The following is a 23,405-nucleotide window of genomic DNA, read 5'->3' on the forward strand; positions in this document are numbered from 1 at the left end:
CATGAGCGCAGCCGCCGCGCCGCAGCCGGCCGCCGTGACGGGCGGGACGGGACTCGCGGGCATGGTGCATGCCGCGTCGGCCGCCGCCGCGCAGGCCACGGCCGATGACGCCGCCGACCTCGACCTGCCGAGCCTCGACGCCAACGAAGCCGCCGCCGGCCGCCGCACATGGCGTCCGGGCCAGGGCGCGGCTGCGGCCGCTTCGAGCGGCGAGCCGGACCCGACCTACGAGCGCTCGAAGCTCAACCCGGTGCTCACGTTCGACAACTTCGTGACGGGCAAGGCGAACCAGCTCGCGCGCGCGGCCGCCATCCAGGTCGCCGACAACCCCGGCATCTCGTATAACCCGCTGTTCCTCTACGGCGGCGTGGGCCTTGGCAAGACCCACTTGATCCACGCGATCGGCAACCAGCTCCTGCTCGACAAGCCGGGCGCGCGTATCCGCTACATCCACGCAGAACAGTATGTGTCCGACGTGGTGAAGGCCTACCAGCGCAAGGCATTCGACGACTTCAAGCGTTACTACCACTCGCTCGACCTGCTGCTGATCGACGATATTCAGTTCTTCTCGGGCAAGTCGCGCACGCAGGAAGAGTTCTTCTACGCGTTCGAGGCGCTCGTCGCCAACAAGGCGCAGGTGATCATCACGAGCGATACGTATCCGAAGGAAATCTCGGGTATCGACGACCGTCTGATCTCGCGCTTCGACTCGGGCCTGACCGTGGCGATCGAGCCGCCGGAGCTCGAAATGCGGGTGGCCATTCTGATGCGCAAGGCGCAATCGGAAGGCGTGAGCCTGAACGAGGACGTGGCGTTCTTCGTCGCGAAGCACCTGCGCTCGAACGTGCGCGAACTCGAAGGCGCGCTGCGCAAGATCCTCGCGTATTCGAAGTTCCACGGCCGCGAGATCTCGATCGAGCTGACCAAGGAAGCGCTCAAGGACCTGCTGACGGTGCAGAACCGCCAGATTTCGGTCGAAAACATCCAGAAGACGGTGGCGGACTTCTACAGCATCAAGGTCGCCGACATGTATTCGAAGAAGCGCCCGGCGAACATCGCGCGCCCGCGCCAGATCGCCATGTATCTGGCCAAGGAGCTCACGCAGAAGAGCCTGCCGGAAATCGGCGAGTTGTTCGGCGGCCGCGACCACACCACGGTGCTGCACGCCGTGCGCAAGATCGCCGATGAACGCACCAAGGACGCCCAGCTCAATCACGAGCTGCACGTGCTCGAGCAGACGCTGAAGGGGTAAGACGCATCAGGCGGCAGCGCAATGGCCGGGCGGACGTCGTATCCCGAAAGGTTTGCCCTGTTTATTTCGCGGATCGCCCCCAATTTAGGGAAGTGGTCCGTTTTCAGGCACAATATGGGTTTAACCGCCCGGCGGTCCGGGGCGGGAACCACCGCCGCGGCCTGTGCCGCATTAACCGCCTGAGCGGCGCCAAAGCCGCGTGACTTTCGTGGGGTCACGTCGGCAAAACCGGCGCCAGGCGGGCGCGCAGTCCGTCACATCAACGAAGGAACTCTATGCAACTGGTCAAGACCGAACGCGATAACCTGCTGAGGCCGCTGCAAACGGTGAGCGGCATTGTCGAACGCCGCCATACGTTGCCGATCCTCGCCAATCTGCTGATCACCAAAACCGGTTCCGACGTCTCGTTCCTGTCGACCGACCTCGAGTTGCAGATCACCACGACCGCCGACTTCGGCGTCGGCAACGACCAGGTGGCCACGACCGTCGCCGCACGCAAGCTGCTCGACATCCTGCGCGCGATGCCCGACGGCCAGGTCACGCTCACGCTCGCGGACAAGCGCCTCACGGTGCAGTCGGGCAAGAGCCGCTTCGCCCTGCAAACGCTCGCCGCGGACGAGTTCCCCACGGTGGCGCAGGCCAAGGACTTCGGCGCGAACCTCGCGGTGCCGCAGAAGACGTTCCGCCAGTTGCTCGGCATGGTGTATTTCGCCATGGCGCAGCAGGACATCCGTTACTACCTGAACGGCATGCTGCTCGTCGTGGACGGCGACCAGCTCATGGCAGTCGCCACCGACGGCCATCGCCTCGCGTTCTCCTCGATGAAGATCGAAGGCTCGTTCGCGCGCCAGGAAGTCATCATCCCGCGCAAGACCATTCTCGAACTCCAGCGCCTGCTCGAAGACATCGACGACGTGCTGAAGATCGACATCGGTTCGACCCAGGTCAAGTTCACGTTCGGCCAGGTCGAGCTCGTCTCGAAGCTCGTGGAAGGCAAGTTCCCCGACTTCCAGCGCGTGATCCCGAAGGCGCACAAGAACACCTTCCAGATCGGCCGCGAAGAACTGCAACGCTCGCTGCAACGCGCGGCGATTCTCACGTCCGACAAGTTCAAGGGCGTGCGCTGCATCATCGAGCCGGGCCAGCTCAAGATCATGTCGACCAACGCCGACCAGGAAGAGGCGCAGGAAGAGCTGGAAATCGCCTACCAGGGCGACACCATCGACATCGGGTTCAACGTCACGTATCTGCTCGACGTACTCGCGAACCTGAAGGTCGACACGCTGGAAGTGAGCCTCGGCGACGCCAGCTCCAGCGCACTCATCACGATTCCCGAGAACGAGGAATTCAAGTACGTGGTGATGCCGATGCGCATCTAAAAAGCGCGACAGAAGAAGAACACCAGGGGGCGCTGCGCCCCTTTGGCGTTTTTATGGCTTTTTGAAAAAGTCTCGAGCAGTAACACAGGCAGTACGCAGAACCGGAAAATTCCATGACTGATACGAACAACTCGCAACCCGACAACAGCAGCTATGGCGCCTCGTCGATCCAGATCCTCGAAGGTCTGGAGGCAGTGCGCAAGCGGCCCGGGATGTACATCGGCGACACGTCGGACGGCACCGGTCTGCACCATCTCGTCTTCGAAGTGCTGGACAACTCGATCGACGAAGCCCTCGCCGGCTACTGTAACGACATCCGCGTGGTGATCCACGCGGACAACTCCATCTCGATCACCGACAACGGCCGCGGCATTCCCACGGACGTGAAGATGGACGACAAGCACGATCCGAAGCGCAGCGCCGCCGAAATCGTCATGACCGAGCTGCACGCGGGCGGCAAGTTCGATCAGAACAGCTACAAGGTCTCGGGCGGCCTGCACGGCGTGGGCGTGTCGTGCGTAAACGCGCTTTCGAGCTTCCTGCGTCTCACCGTGCGCCGCAACGGCAAGAAGCACTTCATGGAATTTCACCGTGGCGTGCCGCAGAACCGTGTGCTCGAAGAGCGCGACGGCCACACGGTCTCGCCCATGCAACTGCTCGGCGACACCGAAAATCGCGGCACCGAAGTGCACTTCATGGCCGACGAAACCATCTTCGGCAGCGTGGAGTACCACTACGACATTCTCGCCAAGCGTATTCGCGAGCTCTCGTTCCTGAACAACGGCGTGCGCATCCGCCTGACCGACCAGCGCACGGGCAAGGAAGACGATTTCGCTTTCGCGGGCGGCGTGAAGGGCTTTGTCGAGTACATCAACAAGGCCAAGCAGGTCCTGCACCCGAACATCTTCTACATCTCGGGCGAGAAGGACGGCGTGGGCGTCGAAGTGGCGATGCAGTGGAACGACAGCTACAACGAAAGCGTACTGTGCTTCACAAACAACATCCCGCAGCGCGACGGCGGCACGCACTTGACCGGTCTGCGCGCGGCGATGACGCGCGTGATCAACAAGTACATCGCCGACAACGAAATCGCCAAGAAGGCCAAGGTGGAAACCTCGGGCGACGACATGCGCGAAGGTTTGTCGTGCGTGCTTTCGGTGAAGGTGCCGGAGCCGAAGTTCAGCTCGCAGACGAAGGACAAGCTGGTTTCCTCGGAAGTGCGCGCGCCGGTCGAAGACGTCGTGGCGAAGGCGCTCGAAGAGTTCCTGCTCGAAACGCCGAACGACGCGAAGACCATTTGCGGCAAGATCGTCGACGCCGCGCGCGCGCGTGACGCCGCGCGCAAGGCGCGCGAAATGACGCGCCGCAAGGGCGTGCTCGACGGCGTGGGCCTGCCTGGCAAGCTCGCCGACTGCCAGGAAAAGGATCCGGCGAAGTCGGAGGTTTATATCGTCGAGGGCGATTCGGCAGGCGGCTCGGCCAAGCAAGGCCGCGATCGCAAGTTCCAGGCGATCCTGCCGCTGCGCGGCAAGGTGCTGAACGTCGAAAAGGCTCGCTACGACAAGCTGCTGTCTTCCGAGCAGATCGTCACGCTGATCACCGCGCTCGGCTGCGGCATCGGCAAGGACGACTACAACCTCGACAAGCTGCGCTATCACCGCATCATCATCATGACCGACGCGGACGTGGACGGCGCGCATATCCGCACGCTGCTGCTCACGTTCTTCTATCGCCAGATGCCGGAGATGATCGAGCGCGGCTACGTGTATATCGCGCAGCCGCCGCTGTACAAGCTCAAGGCGGGCAAGGACGAGCGTTATCTCAAGGACGATTCGGAGCTCAACGCGCATATGCTGCGTCTCGCGCTGCAAGGCTCGGAGCTCGTGCCGAACGAAGGCGCGACGCCGATCTCCGGCGACGCGCTTGGTGAACTGGCGCGCTCGTACCAGCTTGCGCGCGGCGTGGTGGATCGTCTCTCGCGTCTGTACGACGAGCGTGCGCTCGAAGCGATCATGGACGGCGTGGCGATCGACCTGTCGAGCGAAGCCTCGACCGAGGCTTCGGCGCGTGCACTCGAAGCGCAGCTGCGCGACGATCCGCTCAAGCCTGAAGTGAGCGTCGTGCCGATGTACGACCAGGTGCGCGAGCAACGTTCGCTGCGCGTGGAGCGCCGCCATCACGGCAACGTGAAGGTCTCGGTGATCGACGAGGAGTTCCAGCTCACCGCCGACTATCAGCAGCTCGTGAACACGGCCAATACCTTCAAGGGTTTGATCGGCAAGAACGCCGTGATCAAGCGCGGCGAGCGCAGCATGGCCGTGAACGACTTCAAGAGCGCGATGAAGTGGCTGATCGCCGACGCCGAGCGCAACGTGTCGAAGCAGCGCTATAAGGGGCTTGGCGAGATGAACCCCGGGCAGCTGTGGGAAACGACGATGGACCCGACGGTGCGCCGTCTGCTGCGCGTGCAGATCGAAGACGCGATCGCTGCCGACGGCATCTTCACGACGCTCATGGGCGACGACGTCGAGCCGCGTCGCGCGTTTATCGAAAGCAATGCGCTGCGGGCGGGGAATATCGACGTTTGATCGTCTACGCCTGCATTGAACAACAAACGCCCGGTTTCCCGGGCGTTTGTTTTTTGTACGGCCTCACGCCGCAACTCAAGCCGCGAAACCCACCGGGATGACATAGACGACGCTCTGCCCGGCAGGCAAACCGAGCGCGTGCGCTGCCTGCGGCCCATCGACCGCGCCCACGGGCACGGCGACGAGCCCGAGCGCAACGGCCTGCAGCAGCATGTTCTGGGCGGCGTGCCCGGCCTCCAGATCGCTATACACGCCGGCTCTCCCCCCATACCGCTGCTTGAGCCGGCCGGGATCGGCAGCCACCACGATCAAGGCCGGCGCCGCCCCGACAGACGCCTGGTTGAGTGCAAGCGCTTGCAGCTTGGGGCGCATGTCGGGCGTCGCTCGCGTCTGCGCGCGGTGGCCTTGAGGCACGTAGTGCATCACCTCTGCGGCGGTCACCATGTAGAGTTCAAGCGCAAACAAAGCGCCGGCCGAAGGCGCCGCGCGCTTGCCGTCCGGGCTGGTCACGCCCTGGCCGGCCCACAGCAGCTGGCCGATGGTCTCGACAGGCAACGCGTCGGACCGGAACCTGCGTACGGACCTGCGCCGCTGGATGGCATCCTCGAGAGAGACCGTGCCGGAGACTTTGGGCTTGGGCAGTGCGATCTCATTGGTGTACTTCGCCGGGCTCTCCTGCGCCTGGCTGGTGGAAACCTGGGTCATTGCGCCCGCAGCCAGCGCGGCCAGCAGTTCACGGCGTTTCATCCGGCGCCTCCATGAGTGACGGAGCAGGCCTCGACGGCCTTCGCGATTTTCACTATTTCACGTTTTCGAGCGACACCCGGACCATGGCGCAATTCGATCAATAGTCACCACTGGCCCACTCGCAGAAGTTATAGACCGTAAATTCGAGATTGCGAGGTCCGATTCAACATCGCGATTTACAGCAGCGAAAAAGCGCCCTTGAAGGCGCCATTTTTTTGCGTGGAAGACAGCGGCAATTCGCGTTCTGCACTATCCACAGCCCCCAGCGGATAACTGCCGGAAAACCCCTGGAAATCACTGTGCATGAATCGGGGATAACTTCGTCTGCACGCAAACTGTGGAAAAGTTGCCAGCAGCTGCCTCGTGTTGTCCCGTTAACGCCCGCACGGTTATGGTTTTTCCACAGCCTTGTTTACTCAATGGTTTTCCGGGGTTATCCACAGAATACCCAGGGGCTTGTTAACTATTACTACGTTTACGTATACATACGTTATTAAAACCTTAGAACCCTCGCATCGGAAACGAAGATGCCGCCGTAAACGTCCCGGCGGCATCGTTCGAAGTGTGCGAATCGCCTGCCTTATGCGAGCGGGATATAAAGCTCCGTCTTCAAATCGTCCGGCGCCGCCTCATCGGGCGTATTCAGATAAACCTCGAACGAAGGCGCCGAAAAGTCCGGCGTGCGTCCGAGCTTATTGAGCCCTTCGTTGTAAAACCAGATCCAAGCCTGGCCTAGCGCCTGATACGGCCCCTTGTGCAGCATCATCGCGTGCTCGCCGCCACGCAACTGGAACTTCTCAACGGGCGCCACGATCTCCACGTCGGTTTCGTGCCCCAGATGCAGCGCCGCTTTCGAGCGCAGCTTCGACTCTTCGACCGTATTGGGATCGTCGTAATAGATGCCGACCATCTTCGAGCCGGACGTGCGCACGTTGCGCTCGCCGAGCCATTGCGCGAGCGTGTAGAACGCGTCGCCGATCTTCATGTACGGACCCACGTGGCTGACGGCGAGCAGGTCCATCGGCTCGAGGGTGAGGAGTTTCACGTCGTGGTTTTGCATGATGGCGTCTCCTGGTACGATGGCCGCGCGATGGCGCAGCGCCTGCGAACCAAGATAGCACCACGCCCGGTGCGACGCCCCTGGCGTGCCGGGCGCTCGAGCGTCACAAACTCACGCGTGTCACCGGATGCGCCTCGAGCCACGCGTTCTCTTCGTCGTCGTAGAGCCGCGAGCGCGTGAGAAAGCGCAGGCCCGTGGGTCGTTCGAGCGAAAACATGCCGCCGTTGCCTGGCACGGTGTCGATGATGAGCTGGGTGTGCTGCCAGTATTCAAACTGCGCCTGGGTCATATAGAACGGCATCCCGCCGATTTCTCCCAACTGCACGTCGGCATTGCCGACCATGAACTCGCCGACGGGAAAGCACATGGGCGCGCTGCCGTCGCAGCAGCCGCCCGACTGGTGAAAGAGCAGGGCCCCGTGCTCGCGCGCCAACTGCTCGATCAGCGCGAGCGCGGCCGGCGTGGCGGTAACGCGTTCGACCATGTCGTGACGCTCCTCTCGAGAGGCTACGAAGGGGGCGTCGCGCGCAATTGCGGCCTCTCGATCGCCAACCAACGCGCGCGACGCTCAGGGCACGCAGTGCGTTCAGAAGAACCCGAGCGGCTGCTCGCTATAGCTCACGAGCAGGTTCTTCGTCTGCTGGTAGTGGTCGAGCATCATCTTGTGGTTCTCGCGCCCGATGCCCGACTGTTTGTAGCCGCCGAACGCCGCGTGCGCCGGGTATGCGTGGTAGCAGTTGGTCCACACGCGCCCCGCCTGGATCGCGCGCCCGAAGCGGTAGGCACGCGTGCCGTCGCGCGTCCACACGCCTGCGCCGAGGCCGTAGAGCGTGTCGTTGGCGATTTCCAGTGCTTCCTCTTCGGTCTTGAAGGTGGTGACGGACACCACGGGTCCGAAAATCTCTTCCTGGAAGATGCGCATCTTGTTGTGGCCGCGGAAGACAGTGGGCTTCACGTAATAGCCCTCGCCGAGTTCGCCGGCGAGGCTGTTGCGCTCGCCGCCAATCAGGCACTGCGCGCCTTCCTGCTTGCCGAGGTCGATATACGAGAGGATTTTCTCGAGCTGCTCCTGCGAGGCCTGCGCGCCGATCATCGTCTTCGTGTCGAGCGGGTGGCCTTGCTGGATCGCCGCGACGCGCTTGAGGGCGCGCTCCATGAAGCGGTCATAGATCTTCTCGTCGATGAGCACACGCGACGGGCACGTGCACACCTCGCCCTGGTTGAGCGCGAACATCGCGAAGCCTTCGAGCGCCTTGTCGAAATAGCTGTCGTCATGGTCGAGCACGTCGGCGAAGAAGATGTTCGGGCTCTTGCCGCCGAGCTCCAGCGTCACGGGAATGATGTTCTGGCTCGCATACTGCATGATGAGGCGGCCCGTGGTGGTTTCGCCCGTGAAGGCGATCTTGGCGATGCGCTTGTTCGAGGCGAGCGGCTTGCCGGCTTCGAGGCCGAAGCCGTTCACCACGTTGAGCACGCCGGCCGGCAGCAGGTCCTGAATCAGCTCGGTGAGCACGAGGAACGATGCAGGCGTCTGCTCGGCGGGCTTGAGCACGACGCAGTTACCGGCCGCGAGCGCGGGCGCGAGCTTCCACGCGGCCATGAGAATCGGGAAGTTCCACGGAATGATCTGGCCGACCACGCCCAGCGGCTCATGGAAGTGATACGCGACCGTATCGTGATCGATCTCCGAGATGCCGCCTTCCTGCGCGCGCACGCAGCCCGCGAAATAGCGGAAGTGGTCGGCGGCGAGCGGGATGTCGGCGGCGAGCGTTTCGCGCAGCGGCTTGCCGTTGTCGATGGTCTCGGCCACGGCGAGCTTGTGGAGGTTCTGCTCGATGCGATCGGCAATGCGGTTGAGGATATTCGCGCGCTCGGTGGGCGAAGTCTTGCCCCAGGCGGCTTTGGCCTTGTGTGCGGCGTCGAGCGCGAGTTCGATGTCGGCTTCGCGCGAGCGCGGGATGGACGTGAACGCGTGACCGGTGATCGGCGAAATATCGTCGAAATACTCGCCGCCGAGCGGCGCGACCCATTCGCCGCCGATGAAGTTGCCATACTGCTTCTTGTACGGGAATTCGGTGGTCAGGAATTGCATGTCCGCGTGATTCATCTGCGTGCTCCTCTGTGTTCTCGATCTCGATATGGATGGACGCGGCGAGGCCGCGCTACCGCGGCACGCTAACGCGAGAACCATGCCAGCGCGGCGGCGCAGCGACGCTTTGCCGGGCGGTCGAGGCCCAGCGCGTCATGCCGCGCGAATGCGCTGCGCGCGAGCCTTCAGGTCGGAGAAAGGATTGCGTCAGGCCGGAACAGAAGGGCGGCCAACTGCTCAGGAAGTGAACAGCCTGGGAGCGTAATTGCGGCGGGAGTCGGAGATTTGCGGCGCGCGGGCCGCACTTGCGGTAGGCTTTGCACCCGTAACAGTCAGGAGAGTTTGCATGTCGAGTACATTCGTTTGCCGCAACCAGTCGTGCGGCACCCCGTGGGAACAGAGCGAGGTCGTGATCAAGAACGAAGGGCAGGGGCCCTTGTTCCGGTGTCCGCTGTGTGGCGCCCGTAACTATCTGGAGCAGTTCGAAGACGACGACGGCAACGTCGTCTATGAACAGGTGGACGGCAAGCCGTTCCTCTGAGCGCTGGCGGCTGGACGATCTGGATAGCGAGCGTGATGCCGAAGAGAGTCCGAAAAGCGAAGCATGCGGAGCGGACTTCGATGGTCCGGATTCCGAAGTTTTTCGCCATCCATGGCGTCTCGGACCTGGCAAGCGTGGAAAGTGAAAGACCGGCTTGCCGGTGACCGGCGAAGCGCAAGCGTCGGGCAGCTAGGCGCCGCTTTCAGCGGCGTCCATCCCCAATTTAGTCGGACTATTGGTTACCTATCTATACGGGTAGGCTGGCGAGCGCCCCGGAGCGTCCTACAGTACTTCATACGATAAGAAACCACGGCAGGACAACGGGGAAGGCCATGACATTCGTCGAACAGGAAATCGCGCACATCGCGCGCGTGATGCCACCGTCGCTGGCTGGCGATTTCGAAATGCCGGTGATGGGTGTCGCGTACTGGCGCAAGCGCTTGCACGCGCTTCTCAAGCAAAACCATCTAACCCACGTTCAGCTTTCGACCGTCGATACGCTGCTGCGCCAGCTCGACGGCTTCGAGGCGCTCGGCCGCTGGCTGCCGCGTCCGAAGCGGACGTCGCGTCATGTGAGGCGCGTGAAGTAGTTCAGGCCCGTGGCCGCGGAGAAATGCAAAAAGCCCGATCGCAAGGATCGGGCTTTTTGGCTGAATTCGCTGGTGGGGCGTGAGTGACTCGAACACTCGACCTACGGATTAAGAGTCCGCTGCTCTACCAACTGAGCTAACGCCCCCAACAGAAGAAAGATTATGCAGGACTTTTCCGGGCTTGGCAAGTCCCTTCTGCAAATTATCTGAAAATAGTTTGTCGATGCGGTGCAGGCTCCGTATGCGCGAGCGTTTGTGCCTTTACCACGGGCGCCGTGCCGTCCCGGTATGATGTCGCCACGCTTGGGTCAAACCAGGTTTCGAGCTAGTCGCTGTGCACCGCCCCGGTTCGCCAAGGTCGGCTGCGATCGGCTGGAAACGTCGCACGGCAATCCACAAAGGCAAACGATGGACGACAACGCAATCGACGCGCTGCTGGAGCGCGTGCTGGCCCCTTGGGTGCGCGCGCTCGGGATGAAGCCCGTCGAGGTCTCGGAAGACAGCGCCACCTTGCGCCTGCCGTTTTCCGGCGAGCTGCGCCATTCGGGCGGCGTGATCTGCGGCCAGGTGTTCATGGCGGCGGCGGATACGGCCATGATCGTCGCGATCACGGCCGCGCTCGGCGGCTTCAAGCCCATGACGACTGTTGCGCTGAACACCAATTTCATGCGCGCGGTGCGCAAGGGCGACGTGCTCGTGACGGCGCGCGTGCTGCGCATGGGCCGCAATCTGGTGTTCGGTGAAATAGAACTCTACGACGAAGACGGCCGCATGGCCGTGCACGCGACCTCGACCTACGCGCTGCTCGATTAAGCTTGGCGCTTCCGATCGGTTCCGGTCGCTTCGAAGGACGTAGAAGGCATGTTCGATCAGGTGGTTTTCGCCGGCGGCGGCAATCGCTGCTGGTGGCAGGCGGGGTTCTGGGACATCGTCCAGCCCGAGCTGCGCATTCGCCCGCGCGTCATTACGGGCATCTCGGCGGGCGCGGCCACCGCGTGCATGCTCTACACGCGCGACGCCGACTGGGTCATGCGTTATTACGAGGAAGCGCTGCGCCACAACAAGCGCAACGCCTACTGGGGCAATCTGTTGCGCGGCGAGTCGGTGTTTCCGCATTACCGCATCTATCGCCAGGCGTTGCTCGACATCTACGGCGAGCCGTTCACGCAGCTTCAGGACGCGCCTGAGATCCGCATCGGCGTGTCGCATGTGCCGCGTTGGCTTGGCGCGCGCAGCGCCGTGGCGGCGGGTCTCATCGCGTACAACATCGAAAAACATATCCGCAAGACGCTGCACCCGACGCTCGGGCGCAGGCTCGGGTTTCATCCGGAATTCGTGACGGCGCAGGAATGCGCGAGCGTGGAGGATCTGGCCGATCTCATCCTGCAGTCGTCATGCACGCCGCCGTTCACGCCGGTGCTGCGGCGTGACGGCCGACCGGTGCTCGATGGCGGGATGGTCGACAACGTGCCGGTCGGCGCGCTCGACGACACGCCCGGCCGTGTGCTGGTGATGGTGACGCGGCTCTATCCGCGTCCGCAGATGTTCGTGGTGCGGCATCAGGCAACGCAGGGCGTGCAGCAGCGCCTTTACGTGCAGCCTTCGGCCAGGGTGCCGATCTCGAGCTGGGACTACACGAGCCCGCAGCAGATGCAGCACGCGTACAACCTCGGCCGCGTGGACGGCGAGCGGTTCCTCGCGCGTTTGCCCGAGGTCATGGAAGCGGCCGCTCACGCCTGAGCGCACGCGGCCGCATCGAAATCAGACGGAAAGTCGCACGAAGGGCGGCGCGCGCCGCCCCGCTTACTTGCGGCGGCCGCCCTGCAGCGCCTCGGGGTTCGCGACGCTCGCGTGATCGCCCGCGTCGAACGCGAGGATGTTGCGGAACGCCCCGCTGAAGTACAGCTCGTAGCTCTCGCGCTCCACATAGCCGATGTGCGGCGTGCAGATCACGTTTTCCATGCGCAGCAGGCTGTAGCCCTGCAGGATCGGCTCGCTCTCGTACACGTCGATCGCGACCATGCCCGGCCGGTTGTGCGCGAGCGCGCCGAGCAGCGCGTTTTCTTCCATCAGCTCCGCGCGGCTCGTGTTGACGAGCAGCGACGTGGGCTTCATGCGCAGCAGGTCCTCCTGCTTCACGATCCCGCGAGTGTCATCGTGCAGGCGTAGATGTAGCGACAAGACGTCGCTCTCTTCGAACAGCGCCTCGCGGCTTGCGGCGGCTTCGTAGCCGTCGGCGCGCGCCGCTTCGAGCGAATGCTCGCGGCCCCATACCAGCACGCGCATGCCAAAGGCCTTGCCGTAGCCGGCCACGAGCCGGCCGATCTTGCCGTAGCCCCAGATGCCGAGCGTTTGCCCGCGCATCACCTGGCCGAGGCCGAAGTTGGGCGGCATCGCCGAGGTCTTGAGGCCCGACTGCTGCCACGCGCCCTGCTTGAGGTTGGCGACGTACTGCGGAATGCGGCGCTGCGCGGCCATGATGAGCGCCCACGTGAGTTCGGCGGGCGCGACGGGCGAACCGGTGCCTTCGAGCACGGCGATGCCGCGCTCGGTACAGGCTTCGATGTCGATGTGCGGACCGGCCTTGCCCGTCTGGCTGATCATGCGCAGATGGGGGAGCTTGTCGAGCAGTTGCGAGGTGATGCGGGTGCGTTCGCGAATCAGGACGAGCGCGTCGACTTCGGCGAGGCGGCTGGCGAGTTGGCCGAGGCCGCGGACCGTGTTGTTGAAAACCTTGACCTCGTGGTCGGCGAGCAGTTGAAAGCAGTCGAGCTTGCGGACGGCGTCCTGGTAGTCGTCAAGGATGGCAATTTTCATGGCGGCGGGTTGTTTTGCGTGTTTTGCATCGCGCCTTTCGTAGCGCGACTTCGGTGTTCATCTGGTGGTTATCCCACTATGCAGCGCCGGGAAGGCTGGTATGAATATAGGGAGCCTTCACGTCGCTCGCCGCGTGCAGCAGCAGGCATTGCAATTGCGCAAGCCCGAGGCTACGCACGCAGGTTTTTGACGCGGCAATCAGCCGCGAATTCGCAACTTTTAACAGCTTGTCGGGCTCCGATGCAAGCCGCTTTACAGACGGTTTCGAACCCCAGGCTAGAGGACCTTGACGACCTGCCCAACTGCGCGAACCGATTCGCATGTTGATCTGCCATCGACATCCGGTTCGCAATGAGTTGCGCCTCTCGCGTGCAGCGTTGAAAAGGGCCGATTCTCGTTTTACAGCCCTAAAAATGGAGACAGCTCGATGAACCATCCCGATTACCAAGCCCAGGCCGCCGCACAGGTGCCCGCCTGGGTCCGGCACCGGAAACTGGTCGACTGGGTGCAGAAAATCGCAGCGCATACGCAGCCCGATCGCATCGTCTGGTGCGATGGCTCCCAGGAAGAATACGACCGCCTGTGTGCGCAGATGGTCGAGGCCGGCACGATGCGCCGCCTTAATCCGCAGAAGCGTCCGAATTCGTATCTCGCCTGCTCCGACCCCTCGGACGTCGCGCGCGTGGAAGATCGCACCTTCATCTGCTCGCCCACCAAGGAAAATGCCGGCCCCACCAACAACTGGGTCGCGCCCGCCGAAATGCGCGCGACGCTCGACGGCCTGTTCGCAGGCTCGATGCGCGGCCGCACGATGTATGTCGTGCCGTTCTCGATGGGCCCGCTCGGCTCGCCCATCGCGCATATCGGCGTGGAGCTTTCCGATAGCCCCTACGTGGCCGTGAACATGCGCATCATGACGCGCATGGGCCGCGCCGTGTACGACGTGCTCGGCGAAGACGGCGCATTCGTGCCGTGCGTGCACAGCGTGGGCGCGCCGCTCGCAGCGGGCGAGCAGGACGTGCCGTGGCCGTGCAACAAGACGAAGTACATCGTCCACTTCCCGGAAACGCGTGAGATCTGGAGCTACGGCTCGGGCTACGGCGGCAATGCGCTGCTCGGCAAGAAGTGCTTCGCGCTGCGCATCGCTTCGACCATGGGCCGCGACGAAGGCTGGCTCGCCGAACACATGCTCATTCTCGGCGTGCGTTCGCCGGAAGGCCGCAAGTACCACGTCGCGGCGGCGTTCCCATCGGCGTGCGGCAAGACCAACTTCGCCATGTTGATTCCGCCGCCTGCCATGAACGGCTGGGAAATCACCACGATCGGCGACGATATTGCGTGGATCAAGCCCGGCGCCGATGGCCGTCTCTACGCCATCAACCCCGAGGCCGGCTACTTCGGCGTGGCGCCGGGCACCGGTGAGAAGACCAATTTCAACGCCATGGCGACGCTCAAGGAGAACGTGATCTTCACGAACGTTGCGCTCACCGACGACGGCGACGTCTGGTGGGAAGGCATGACCGACGAACCACCCGCGCACGCGATCGACTGGCTCGGCAACGACTGGACGCCCGCCATCGGCAAGGAAACGGGCCGCAAGGCCGCGCATCCGAACGCGCGCTTCACGGCGCCCGCGTCGCAGTGCCCGTCGATCGATCCCGAGTGGGAGAACCCGAAGGGCGTGGCCATCGATGCGTTCATCTTCGGCGGCCGCCGTTCGACCACGGTGCCGCTCGTGACCGAGGCGCGCGACTGGACCGAGGGCGTCTACATGGCCGCGACCATGGGCTCGGAGACCACGGCCGCGGCCGCGGGGCAGCAGGGCGTGGTGCGGCGCGATCCGTTCGCGATGCTGCCGTTCTGCGGCTACAACATGGCCGACTACTTCGGGCATTGGCTCGACGTGGGCGAGCGCCTCGCCAAGGCCGGTGCGACGGTGCCGCGCATCTTCTGCGTGAACTGGTTCCGCAAGGGGCCGGATGGCAAGTTCGTGTGGCCGGGCTTCGGCGAGAACATGCGCGTGCTCGAGTGGATGGTGCGCCGTATCGAGGGCAAGGCCATAGGCGACGAGCATGCATTCGGCGTGTCGCCGCGCTACGGCGACCTCGACTGGAGCGGCCTGAACTTTACGCAGGAGCAGTTCGAACAGGTGATTTCAGTGGACGCCGACGCCTGGCGCGCCGAACTCGCGCTGCACGCCGAGCTGTTCGACAAGCTCGCTCATGGGTTGCCGCAAGTGTTGAAGGATGCTCGCAAGACGCTGGAAACGCGTCTCTAATGATGTAATGTGAGCGCTCACTATCTGGATGGCCGCCCGAGGGCGGCCATTTTTATTTCCGGGGTCGAATGCATTGGTGCGCTGCAGAGGCACGTCTGTTCGGCGTTAGAGCGACTATTTCGCTGCAACGCGCAAAATTGTTTCGTTCGAAGTAATAATCGGACCTCTGTTAATGCATTTTGGGGTGCAGTCGAAGAAATCGTAAAGAAAATAAGGGCTTCGGAGGCAACTTCTGCACGATTTCTGCTGTCGTAGGAGAATTCGCGGTTTCCTCCGCTGATTAACAGCGGGGTAGTAACAGGCAGGAGTTGTCTCATGGATCATTTGCAGTCGATGCGAGTATTCGTCAAAGTGGCCGACCTCGGCAGTTTCGCCCGGGCCGCTTCCGCGATGGATATCTCCAACGCAGTTGCGACGCGGCACGTTGCCGACCTCGAAGGTCGACTCGGCACGCGTTTGCTCAACCGCACGACCCGCAGTCTCTCCCTGACCGAATCGGGTCAGGTCTATCTCGAGCGCGCCCGCCAGATCCTCGATGAGCTCGAGGATGTCGAACAGATGGTCGTCGCGCGCAATCACGAACCTGTCGGCACGCTGCGCATCGTCGCGCCGGTCGTGTTCGGGCTCCATAACCTCGCGCCGGTGCTGCAGACCTACACGCAGCGCTATCCGCAGGTCATTCCCGACGTCACGCTGGTGGACCGTCAGGTCGATCTCGTCGAAGAGGGCTTCGATCTGGGCGTCGTGACCGCACGCCAGATGCGCAGCGCCAGCATCGTCACGCGCCGCCTCACCACGGGTTGCATGACGGTTTGCGCGACGCCCGCGTACCTCGAAAAGCACGGCACGCCCACGCGCCCCGAGCATCTCATGGAGCACCCGAGCCTCTCGCTGCCCTCCGAGTACTGGGGGGACGAGCGCGTCTTCACGGGTCCGGACGGCGAAATCCGCGTGCGTCCGACCAATGTGATCGTGGCGAACAACACCGAGATGCTGCGCCAGTTCGCCCTGCTCGGCATGGGCATCGCGATCCTGCCGAGCTACCTGATCGGTCGCGACATGACGCGCGGGCGCCTCGTGCGGCTGCTTGGCGACTATCGTCTGCCGCAGGTGGAGATCAACGTCGCGTATCCGAGCCGGCGTCACCTGCCGGCCAAGGTGCGCACGTTCATCGACCATCTCGTCGAGCACTTCAGCCAGACGCCGAACAGCCAGCTTGGCGAGCAGTGGGTCAAGGACGGTCTTGCACGTCCGGCAGTGGCGGCTCGCAACGGCGTTGCGGGCGACGACTACGATGGCGTGCAGCCAGCGCCGGGCGGTAGCCTGCACGACAGCGAGCACAACGGCACGGACGGCGAACGCGCGCCGAAGGCGGCGCGCGCTTCGGCAGCGCGTACCCGGACTTCGGCGATCTCGCCGCTATAAGCCCGATATCGCCGTTCATCGGTCGATAAAAAAGGCGTAGCTTCGAGAGAAGCTGCGCCTTTTTGCCTGTTGCGAGCGGGCCGGCGACGGCCCGGGAAGGGACGGCTTTACGACCCTGTCTTGCGCGCCGGCGTCTTGCGGGCGGCAGTCTTGCGCGCCGGTGCGGCTTTGGCGGCCGCCGTCTTGCGCGCGGGCTTCGCCTTGCCTTCTTCGGCCGAATCCGCCGCGTCGTTCGCGGCATCGTTCGTCGCCTCAGCCGAGGCAGCCGACTTCTTCGCGGCCGTCTTGGCCGCCGTCTTCGCGCTCGGCTCCTTCTTCTCGAACTCGAAGCCGATCTTGCCGTCCGGCTGTTTGACGAGGAAAGCCTTGAAGTTGCGGCCCGTACGCGACGACTTGAAGTTGGTCAGCAAGTCGGTGCGGCCTTCGGCAAGCAGCTTGGCCATCTGGTCGCGCGCGATCTCCTGCTGCAGGATCACCTTGCCCGAGCGGAAGTCGCAGGTCTTCGGATTCGCGACCGAGTGCTCGCACACGTAGCTCATGCCGTGCTCGTACACGCGTGCCTTGCACTTCGGGCACGCGCCCACCGGCTCCTGCTGCGAGAAGTCGGGCGCTTCGCCGTCTTCGGCGCCGGAGTCCTGGCCGAAGTCGAACTCGAGCTTGTAGTTCTTGATTTCGTCGTCGAACGAGAGCTTGAGGATGGCAGAGAACGGCCGGCCCATCTTGCTGCGGAAGCCCGAGAGCGGGCCGATCGTCTTGTTCTGCAGCAGTTCTTCCACTTCGGGGATTTCGAACTGGCGGCCGCCCGGAATCTTCGAGATCGAGAACTCGCACTTCGTGCAGGCGAAGCGGCGATAGTTTTCCTTCACCTGACCGCCGCAATTCGGACACGGCGTTTGCAGCGTCGCGTAGTCGCCGGGGATCGTGTCCGAGTCGTATTCCTTCGCGCGCTTCACGATGGTCTGCGTCATGCGGGCGATTTCCTGCATGAACGCGTCACGCGGGAGTTTGCCGCGCTCCATCTGCGAAAGCTTGTACTCCCATTCGCCGGTGAGTTCCGGCGCGGTCAGTTCTTTCACGCCGAGACCCCGCAACAGCGTCATGAGCTGGAACGCCTTGGCCGTCGGGATCAGTTCGCGGCCTTCGCGCACGAGATACTTTTCGCCGAGCAGACCTTCGATGATCGCCGCGCGCGTGGCCGGCGTACCCAGGCCCTTGGCGGCCATGGCCTCGCGCAGCTCTTCGTCGTCCACGAGCTTGCCCGCGCCTTCCATGGCCGAGAGCAGCGTCGCTTCGTTGTAGCGCGCAGGCGGCTTGGTCACGAGTTGGTGCGCCGCGATCTTGTCGGTCTTGACCTTCTCGTCCTTCTTCACCGGCACGAGATTGGCGTCGTCGCCGCCCGCGTCGCGGCCATAGACCTGCAGCCAGCCCGGCTCGACCAGCACCTTGCCTTCGGTCTTGAAGTGATGCCCTGCGACTTCGGTGATACGCGTGGTGACACGATATTCCGCCGCCGGGAAGAACACGGCGAGGAAGCGCTTCACGACGAGGTCGTACAGCTTCTGCTCGGGCTCCGAGAGCGACTTCGGCGCTTGCAGCGTGGGGATGATGGCGAAGTGGTCGCTGATCTTCGAGTTGTCGAAGATGCGCTTGTTCGGCTTCACCCAGCCCTTGTCGAGCACCTGCTTGGCGTGCGGCAGGTAGTTGTTGCTCTCCTTGAGCATCTCGAGCGTCTCTTTCACCGTGCCCATGTAATCCTCGGGCAGCGCGCGCGAGTCGGTACGCGGGTAGGTGAGCACCTTGTGCTTTTCGTACAGCGCCTGAGCGAGGCCGAGCGTGTTCTTGGCAGAAAAGCCGAAGCGGCCGTTCGCTTCACGCTGCAGGCTCGTCAGGTCGAAGAGCGCGGGCGAGAGCTGGGTGGACGGCTTCGATTCCTCGCTGACCGTGCCTTCGCGGCCATGGCAGGCCGCAACGATGGTCTCGGCGGCCGGCAGGCTCCAGAGGCGCGAATCGCGCTTTTCCGGATCGAACTCGTCCCTCTTGAATTTCGGGTCGTACCAGCGGCCTTCATAGAAGCCGCTCGCGCAGACGAACTCCGCACGCACTTCCCAATAGTCGCGCGGGATGAAGCGGCGGATTTTCTCTTCGCGTTCGACGACGATCGACAAGGTCGGCGTCTGAACGCGGCCAACCGTCGTGAGGAAGAAGCCGCCGCCCTTGCTGTTGAAGGCGGTCATCGCGCGCGTGCCGTTGATGCCGACGAGCCAGTCGGCTTCCGAGCGGCAGCGGGCGGCGTCGGCGAGCGGCTGCATGTCGTGGTCGCTGCGCAGGTTCGCGAAGCCGTCGCGGATCGCCTGCGGCGTCATCGACTGGAGCCACAGGCGCTGGACCGGCTGCTTCGCCTTCGCGTGCTGCGCGATCAGGCGGAAGATCAGCTCGCCCTCGCGCCCCGCGTCGCAGGCATTGATGAGCTGCGTGACGTCCTTGCGCTTCATCAGCTTGTTGAGCACCTTGAGCCGCGATTCGCTCTTGGCGATCGGGTTCAGGTCGAAGTGCGGCGGGATCACGGGCAGGTGAGCGAAGCTCCACTTGCCGCGCTTGACCTCGTATTCTTCCGGCGCTGCGATTTCCAGCAGATGGCCGACTGCCGACGAGAGTACGTAGTCGTCGCTCTCGTAGTACTCGTCATGCTTGGTAAAACCGCCCAGCGCGCGCGCGATGTCGTTCGCGACGGACGGCTTCTCGGCGATGATCAGAGCTTTGGACATGACTGGTTGCTTGTGGGTGTATCCGGTTGGCGCCCCGGGGCCGATGCCGCCTGAATGGGCGCTTGGGCGCGATGCCCGGCGTTGCTGCCCCGCTCGGGGGGCCGTTCTCGACCGCTTTATAGCACATGGCGCGTCGGCGTCGATTTTTGCGTCATCTCATGACGACACCCGCGCACCCGCCAGGGCGCCCAATCATAAGGGCGCGCCAGGCCGCGCGGCAAGCGGTGTGCCTGATCGGGGTCAGATGCTGGGTGCGCTCAAACCGCGCTCAGGACGGGGCGCAGCTTGGGCGCGTCGGACACGCCCGGTAGCGCCGTGAGGTCCGAAAGCATGCGCTCGACCACGGCGGCGTGCGGCAGGACCGTGCCGAAAAAGCGCGTGGCGTGACCGTCCTCGATCAGGATGGTCGGGAAGTTCTCGACATCGAGATCGTCGAAGCGGTCGGCATGGGTTTCGATGTCGATGTACGCAAAGCAGACATCGGGATGCGCCTCGGCGATGCGGTCGAACGTGGCACGGTAGTCGCGGCACGTCCCGCACCATTGCGCGCACAGGCACGCGACGAACAGCGTGTCCTGATTGCTGACGCGCTCGGCGATCTGGTCGGCGTCGGTGTCGAGGTCTAGCGCGGGCATGGTCGTTCCTTGCGTTCTCTTATATATAGAGCGGGGTATTTGGCGCGAATGTATCACGGCGACGCGTGAGCGGTGATGCTCCCCCAATCCGCGGCATCAGCCGCGCGAGGCCCGCACGAACCAGCCGCCGGGCAGGGCGTCGAGGTGTCCCGCGAGCTCGAGTTGCAGCAGCGTGCCTTGCAGCACCGCTTCGGCCATGTCGGTGCGCTGCGCGAGGATTTCAACCGTGGCGGGCGCGTGACCGAGCGCTTCGAGGAGGCGCCGGGCTTCAGCGCCAAGGCTGGCGGGCGATTTTCGTGCTTCAGCGCGATGCGCAGGCGGCGGCTCGGGACGGGGGAACTCGAGCGCCAGCTGTGGCGTCTCGTTTGCGTCGTCGCGCGGCATGCGATCGAACGGAACGGAGACCTTCTCGCGGCGCTGTTCCCGCGGCGACACAGGCGTGCGGCCTGCACTCGAGGGTTGCCCGACATCGAGCGCATCGAGTACCTCTTCGGGCGATTCGACCAGCTGCGCCCCCTGCTTGATGAGCCCGTGGCAGCCGCGCGTGAGCGGCGCGTGAATCGAGCCGGGCAGCGCGAAAACGTCGCGTCCCATTTCGTTGGCGAGCCGTGCCGTGATGAGCGAGCCGGAACGTTGTGCGGCCTCGACCACCACCACGCCTTCGACGAGCGCGGCAATCACGCGGTTGCGCTGCGGAAAGTTCGCGGAGCGCGCCGGGGTGCCGAGCGGCCATTCGGAGACGAGCGCGCCGTGTGCGGCGATCTCCACGGCGAGCGGATGATGGGCCGGCGGATAGACGAGATCCGCGCCGGTGCCGGTCACGGCGACGGTGCCGCCCTGCTCGTGGAGTGCGCCGCGATGGGCGGCGCCGTCCACGCCGAGCGCGAGCCCCGACACGACGGTGAGACCCGACGCGGCGAGAGTGCGTGCGAAGCGCGCGGCGTCCTCGACGGCCTGCGGCGTGGCGTTGCGGCTGCCCACGATGGCCACCGCGCGTGTGTGCAGCAGCTCGAGCCGGCCCTTTGCGTAGAGCAGCGGCGGTGGATCGGGCATATCGAGCAGGCGGGCCGGATAGGCCGGGTCGGCAAGCGTGATGAGCGCGTTGCCGGGCGCCGCGCGCCACGCCTGCAGGGCATCGAGTCGTGCCGCGAAGTCCGGCCGGGGCTCGGCCAGGGCGGCATGGGCGGCTTGCGCACCCGCCACCGCGGCGAGTGCGGCGAACGGCTGGGCCAGCACGTGTTGGGGCAGGCCGAACGCGCCGAGCAGCGCACGCAGCGCAGCGGGCCTCAGGCCGCGCGCGAGGGCGAGGCGCAGCCAGGCGGCCAGTTCTTCGGCAGACAGCGGCAAGGTCGTCGGCATTGCGTTCCCCGGGCGCGGACGGTTTGCCGCACCTCGTGATAAAATTTTCACCATCCGAAATACACCGTGGCGTCCTTACCCGTGGCATTGCGCGCACGCCTTCGCGCGCAGCGCGTCCGCACGGGCGATACGCGCGTTCAACGTTGAATTGCGGCCCTTTCGTCCGAATATGAGGAGATATCCTCCCTATCCGGCCTGGGACCCGCAAGCTGGCCGAATGGCCAGGCCGCGCATCGTTCCCTGTGCCAGGCTCTTTCAGGCGCCCAACGAGAAACCCGTCAAATCATGGCTCTACTGAACATTCTTCATTACCCGGACAAGCGTCTGCACAAGGTCGCAAAGCCGGTCGAGGCGGTCAACGACCGCATCCGCAAACTGGTCGCCGACATGGCCGAAACCATGTACGCCGCGCCGGGCGTCGGTCTCGCGGCCACCCAGGTCGACGTGCATGAGCGCGTCGTGGTGATCGACGTGTCCGACGCGCACGACGAACTGCGCGTGTTCATCAACCCGGAAATCATCTGGTCGAGCGACGAGCGCGAAGTGCACGAGGAAGGCTGTCTTTCCGTGCCGGGCATCTACGATGAAGTCGAGCGCGCGGAAAAGGTGCGCGTGCGCGCGATGAACGAAAAGGGCGAGACCTACGAGGTGGACTGCGAAGGGCTGCTCGCCGTGTGCATCCAGCACGAAATGGATCACCTGATGGGCAAGGTGTTCGTCGAATACCTGTCGTCGCTCAAGCAGACGCGCATCCGCAGCAAGATGAAGAAGCTCGAACGCGCGATGTAATCGCGATCTGACTTGTCTCTTTCTTCATCAACCCGCCGCCACGCACCGAGCGCCCATGAGCCACACCCTTCGCGTCATCTTCGCCGGCACGCCGGAATTCGCCGCCGCGGCGCTCGCGGCGATTCACGAAGCGGGCTTTGCCGTGCCGCTCGTCCTGACCCAGCCGGACCGCCCGGCAGGCCGCGGCATGAAACTCCAGGCAAGCCCGGTCAAGCGCTATGCGCAGGAGCACGGCATGGCCGTCGCCCAGCCGCCGTCGCTGCGCCGGACCGGCAAGTATCCGCAGGAAGCCGCCACGGCGCTGGACCTGCTGCGCGCCACGCCGCACGACGTGATGGTGGTCGCAGCCTACGGGCTGTTGCTGCCGCAGGAAGTGCTGGATATCCCGCCGCGCGGCTGCATCAACATTCATGGGTCCATCCTGCCGCGCTGGCGCGGTGCGGCGCCGATTCATCGCGCGATCGAAGCTGGCGACACCGAAACCGGCATCACGCTCATGCAGATGGACGCGGGGCTCGACACCGGCCCGATGATCTCCGAGGTGCGCACGCCGATCGCGCCGGGCGACACCACGGCGACGCTGCACGACCGCCTCGCGCAACTCGGCGCGCAGCTGATCGTCGACGGGCTCGTCGCGCTCGAGCGCGACGGTGCGCTGCCCGCCACGCCGCAGCCGGCCGAAGGCGCGACTTACGCCGAGAAGATCGGCAAGCAGGAAGCCGCGCTCGACTGGCGCCGGCCCGCGGTGGCGCTCGCGCGGCAGATTCGCGCGTTCGACCCGTTCCCGGGCGGCGCGGCCACGCTGGACGGCGCGCAGCTCAAGCTGTGGGCCGCCGAGCCGGTCGAGCGTCCGGCGGACGCGGCCGGCGAACCGGGCGAGATTCTCGAAGTCAGCCCGGCGGGCGTGGTGGTGGCCTGCGGCGAGGGTGCGCTGCGCCTCACGCAGCTGCAAAAGCCGGGCGGCAAGCGGCTGCCCGCGCGCGAATTCCTGGCCGGTATGCCGCTGGCGGCGGGGCAGCGGTTCCAGCTGCCGGAGACCCCGGCGGCCTGAACCCGGGCTCGCGCCAGCGCGTGAAAACGCGCCGCCAGGC

The 23,405-nt window shown here is 64.4% G+C and carries 20 protein-coding genes and 1 tRNA gene; 11 read left to right on the forward strand and 10 right to left on the reverse strand.

All coding sequences use genetic code 11. The annotated features are described in order from the left end of the window. The 3 genes from dnaA to gyrB all read left to right on the forward strand — a co-directional run. On the forward strand, window positions 1–1,252 hold a 1,252-nt coding region (gene dnaA / locus ACOJB8_RS06575), incomplete at its 5' end, for a chromosomal replication initiator protein DnaA (protein ID WP_475011654.1). A gap of 275 nt (window positions 1,253–1,527) precedes the next feature. Next, window positions 1,528–2,631: a DNA polymerase III subunit beta gene (dnaN, locus tag ACOJB8_RS06580; protein WP_028203240.1), complete on the forward strand. Its 1,104-nt coding sequence runs from the start codon at window positions 1,528–1,530 to the stop codon at window positions 2,629–2,631. Window positions 2,632–2,744: 113 nt separating this feature from the next. After that, the gene (gene gyrB / locus ACOJB8_RS06585; protein WP_342949136.1) at window positions 2,745–5,219 is read left to right on the forward strand and encodes a DNA topoisomerase (ATP-hydrolyzing) subunit B; all 2,475 of its coding nucleotides are present in this window, start codon (window positions 2,745–2,747) and stop codon (window positions 5,217–5,219) included. A gap of 75 nt (window positions 5,220–5,294) precedes the next feature. Here gyrB and ACOJB8_RS06590 read toward each other — a convergent pair whose 3' ends face one another. From ACOJB8_RS06590 to adh, 5 genes are all read right to left on the reverse strand, one after another. Further along, window positions 5,295–5,966, reverse strand: coding sequence for a SagB/ThcOx family dehydrogenase (locus tag ACOJB8_RS06590; protein WP_069264568.1), 672 nt, complete (start codon window positions 5,964–5,966; stop codon window positions 5,295–5,297). A gap of 176 nt (window positions 5,967–6,142) precedes the next feature. Next, window positions 6,143–6,271 carry a hypothetical protein gene (locus tag ACOJB8_RS06595; protein ID WP_475011656.1) on the reverse strand — a complete coding sequence of 43 codons (129 nt, stop codon included), beginning with the start codon at window positions 6,269–6,271 and terminating at the stop codon, window positions 6,143–6,145. Between the two features lie 275 nt (window positions 6,272–6,546). Then, window positions 6,547–7,026, reverse strand: a complete 480-nt coding sequence (locus tag ACOJB8_RS06600; RefSeq protein ID WP_342949134.1) for an AraC family transcriptional regulator — start codon at window positions 7,024–7,026, stop codon at window positions 6,547–6,549. Between the two features lie 103 nt (window positions 7,027–7,129). Then, window positions 7,130–7,510 carry a DUF779 domain-containing protein gene (locus tag ACOJB8_RS06605; RefSeq protein ID WP_342949133.1) on the reverse strand — a complete coding sequence of 127 codons (381 nt, stop codon included), beginning with the start codon at window positions 7,508–7,510 and terminating at the stop codon, window positions 7,130–7,132. Window positions 7,511–7,612: 102 nt separating this feature from the next. Beyond that, entirely contained in the window at window positions 7,613–9,133 is a 1,521-nt protein-coding gene (gene adh / locus ACOJB8_RS06610; protein WP_368682668.1) for an aldehyde dehydrogenase, read from the reverse strand. Window positions 9,134–9,461: 328 nt separating this feature from the next. Here adh and ACOJB8_RS06615 point away from each other — a divergent pair, with 328 nt between their 5' ends. Next, window positions 9,462–9,656: a hypothetical protein gene (locus tag ACOJB8_RS06615; RefSeq protein ID WP_069264575.1), complete on the forward strand. Its 195-nt coding sequence runs from the start codon at window positions 9,462–9,464 to the stop codon at window positions 9,654–9,656. Window positions 9,657–9,988: 332 nt separating this feature from the next. Beyond that, on the forward strand, window positions 9,989–10,246 hold the full coding sequence (locus ACOJB8_RS06620; protein ID WP_069264577.1) for a hypothetical protein: 258 nt from the start codon (window positions 9,989–9,991) through the stop codon (window positions 10,244–10,246). Window positions 10,247–10,316: 70 nt separating this feature from the next. Here ACOJB8_RS06620 and ACOJB8_RS06625 read toward each other — a convergent pair. Next, window positions 10,317–10,392 (reverse strand) — tRNA-Lys (locus tag ACOJB8_RS06625). A 262-nt stretch (window positions 10,393–10,654) separates the two neighbouring features. Between ACOJB8_RS06625 and ACOJB8_RS06630 the strand changes: the two genes are divergently transcribed. Both ACOJB8_RS06630 and ACOJB8_RS06635 read left to right on the forward strand, forming a co-directional pair. Continuing rightward, a complete protein-coding gene (locus ACOJB8_RS06630; protein ID WP_028203232.1) occupies window positions 10,655–11,059 on the forward strand; it encodes a PaaI family thioesterase in 405 nt (134 codons plus the stop codon). A 48-nt stretch (window positions 11,060–11,107) separates the two neighbouring features. After that, on the forward strand, window positions 11,108–11,986 hold the full coding sequence (locus ACOJB8_RS06635; protein ID WP_069264579.1) for a patatin-like phospholipase family protein: 879 nt from the start codon (window positions 11,108–11,110) through the stop codon (window positions 11,984–11,986). Between the two features lie 63 nt (window positions 11,987–12,049). Here ACOJB8_RS06635 and ACOJB8_RS06640 read toward each other — a convergent pair whose 3' ends face one another. Further along, window positions 12,050–13,063: a D-2-hydroxyacid dehydrogenase family protein gene (locus tag ACOJB8_RS06640; RefSeq protein WP_368682669.1), complete on the reverse strand. Its 1,014-nt coding sequence runs from the start codon at window positions 13,061–13,063 to the stop codon at window positions 12,050–12,052. Between the two features lie 427 nt (window positions 13,064–13,490). On the opposite strand from ACOJB8_RS06640, the gene ACOJB8_RS06645 reads away from it, so the two are divergent. Next, window positions 13,491–15,341 carry a phosphoenolpyruvate carboxykinase (GTP) gene (locus ACOJB8_RS06645; RefSeq protein ID WP_342949130.1) on the forward strand — a complete coding sequence of 617 codons (1,851 nt, stop codon included), beginning with the start codon at window positions 13,491–13,493 and terminating at the stop codon, window positions 15,339–15,341. Between the two features lie 315 nt (window positions 15,342–15,656). Continuing rightward, window positions 15,657–16,766 (forward strand): LysR family transcriptional regulator, encoded by a 1,110-nt coding sequence (locus ACOJB8_RS06650; RefSeq protein ID WP_069264585.1) that lies wholly within the window; start codon window positions 15,657–15,659, stop codon window positions 16,764–16,766. Between the two features lie 107 nt (window positions 16,767–16,873). Here the strand turns inward: ACOJB8_RS06650 and ACOJB8_RS06655 are convergent, their stop codons facing one another. The 3 genes from ACOJB8_RS06655 to dprA all read right to left on the reverse strand — a co-directional run bounded on the left by ACOJB8_RS06655 (window position 16,874) and on the right by dprA (window position 21,525). Next, complete coding sequence (locus ACOJB8_RS06655; RefSeq protein ID WP_069264587.1) at window positions 16,874–19,531, reverse strand: DNA topoisomerase III; 2,658 nt, start codon at window positions 19,529–19,531, stop codon at window positions 16,874–16,876. A 257-nt stretch (window positions 19,532–19,788) separates the two neighbouring features. Continuing rightward, window positions 19,789–20,166, reverse strand: coding sequence for a thioredoxin family protein (locus ACOJB8_RS06660; protein ID WP_342949129.1), 378 nt, complete (start codon window positions 20,164–20,166; stop codon window positions 19,789–19,791). A 96-nt stretch (window positions 20,167–20,262) separates the two neighbouring features. Further along, window positions 20,263–21,525 (reverse strand): DNA-processing protein DprA, encoded by a 1,263-nt coding sequence (gene dprA, locus ACOJB8_RS06665; protein ID WP_475011661.1) that lies wholly within the window; start codon window positions 21,523–21,525, stop codon window positions 20,263–20,265. 285 nt (window positions 21,526–21,810) lie between these two features. Between dprA and def the strand changes: the two genes are divergently transcribed. Further along, window positions 21,811–22,314 carry a peptide deformylase gene (gene def, locus ACOJB8_RS06670; protein WP_322031547.1) on the forward strand — a complete coding sequence of 168 codons (504 nt, stop codon included), beginning with the start codon at window positions 21,811–21,813 and terminating at the stop codon, window positions 22,312–22,314. Between the two features lie 55 nt (window positions 22,315–22,369). Next, window positions 22,370–23,365: a methionyl-tRNA formyltransferase gene (gene fmt / locus ACOJB8_RS06675; RefSeq protein WP_475011665.1), complete on the forward strand. Its 996-nt coding sequence runs from the start codon at window positions 22,370–22,372 to the stop codon at window positions 23,363–23,365. Window positions 23,366–23,405 lie beyond the last annotated feature (40 nt).

This window comes from Paraburkholderia sp. BR10141, from assembly GCF_056155635.1.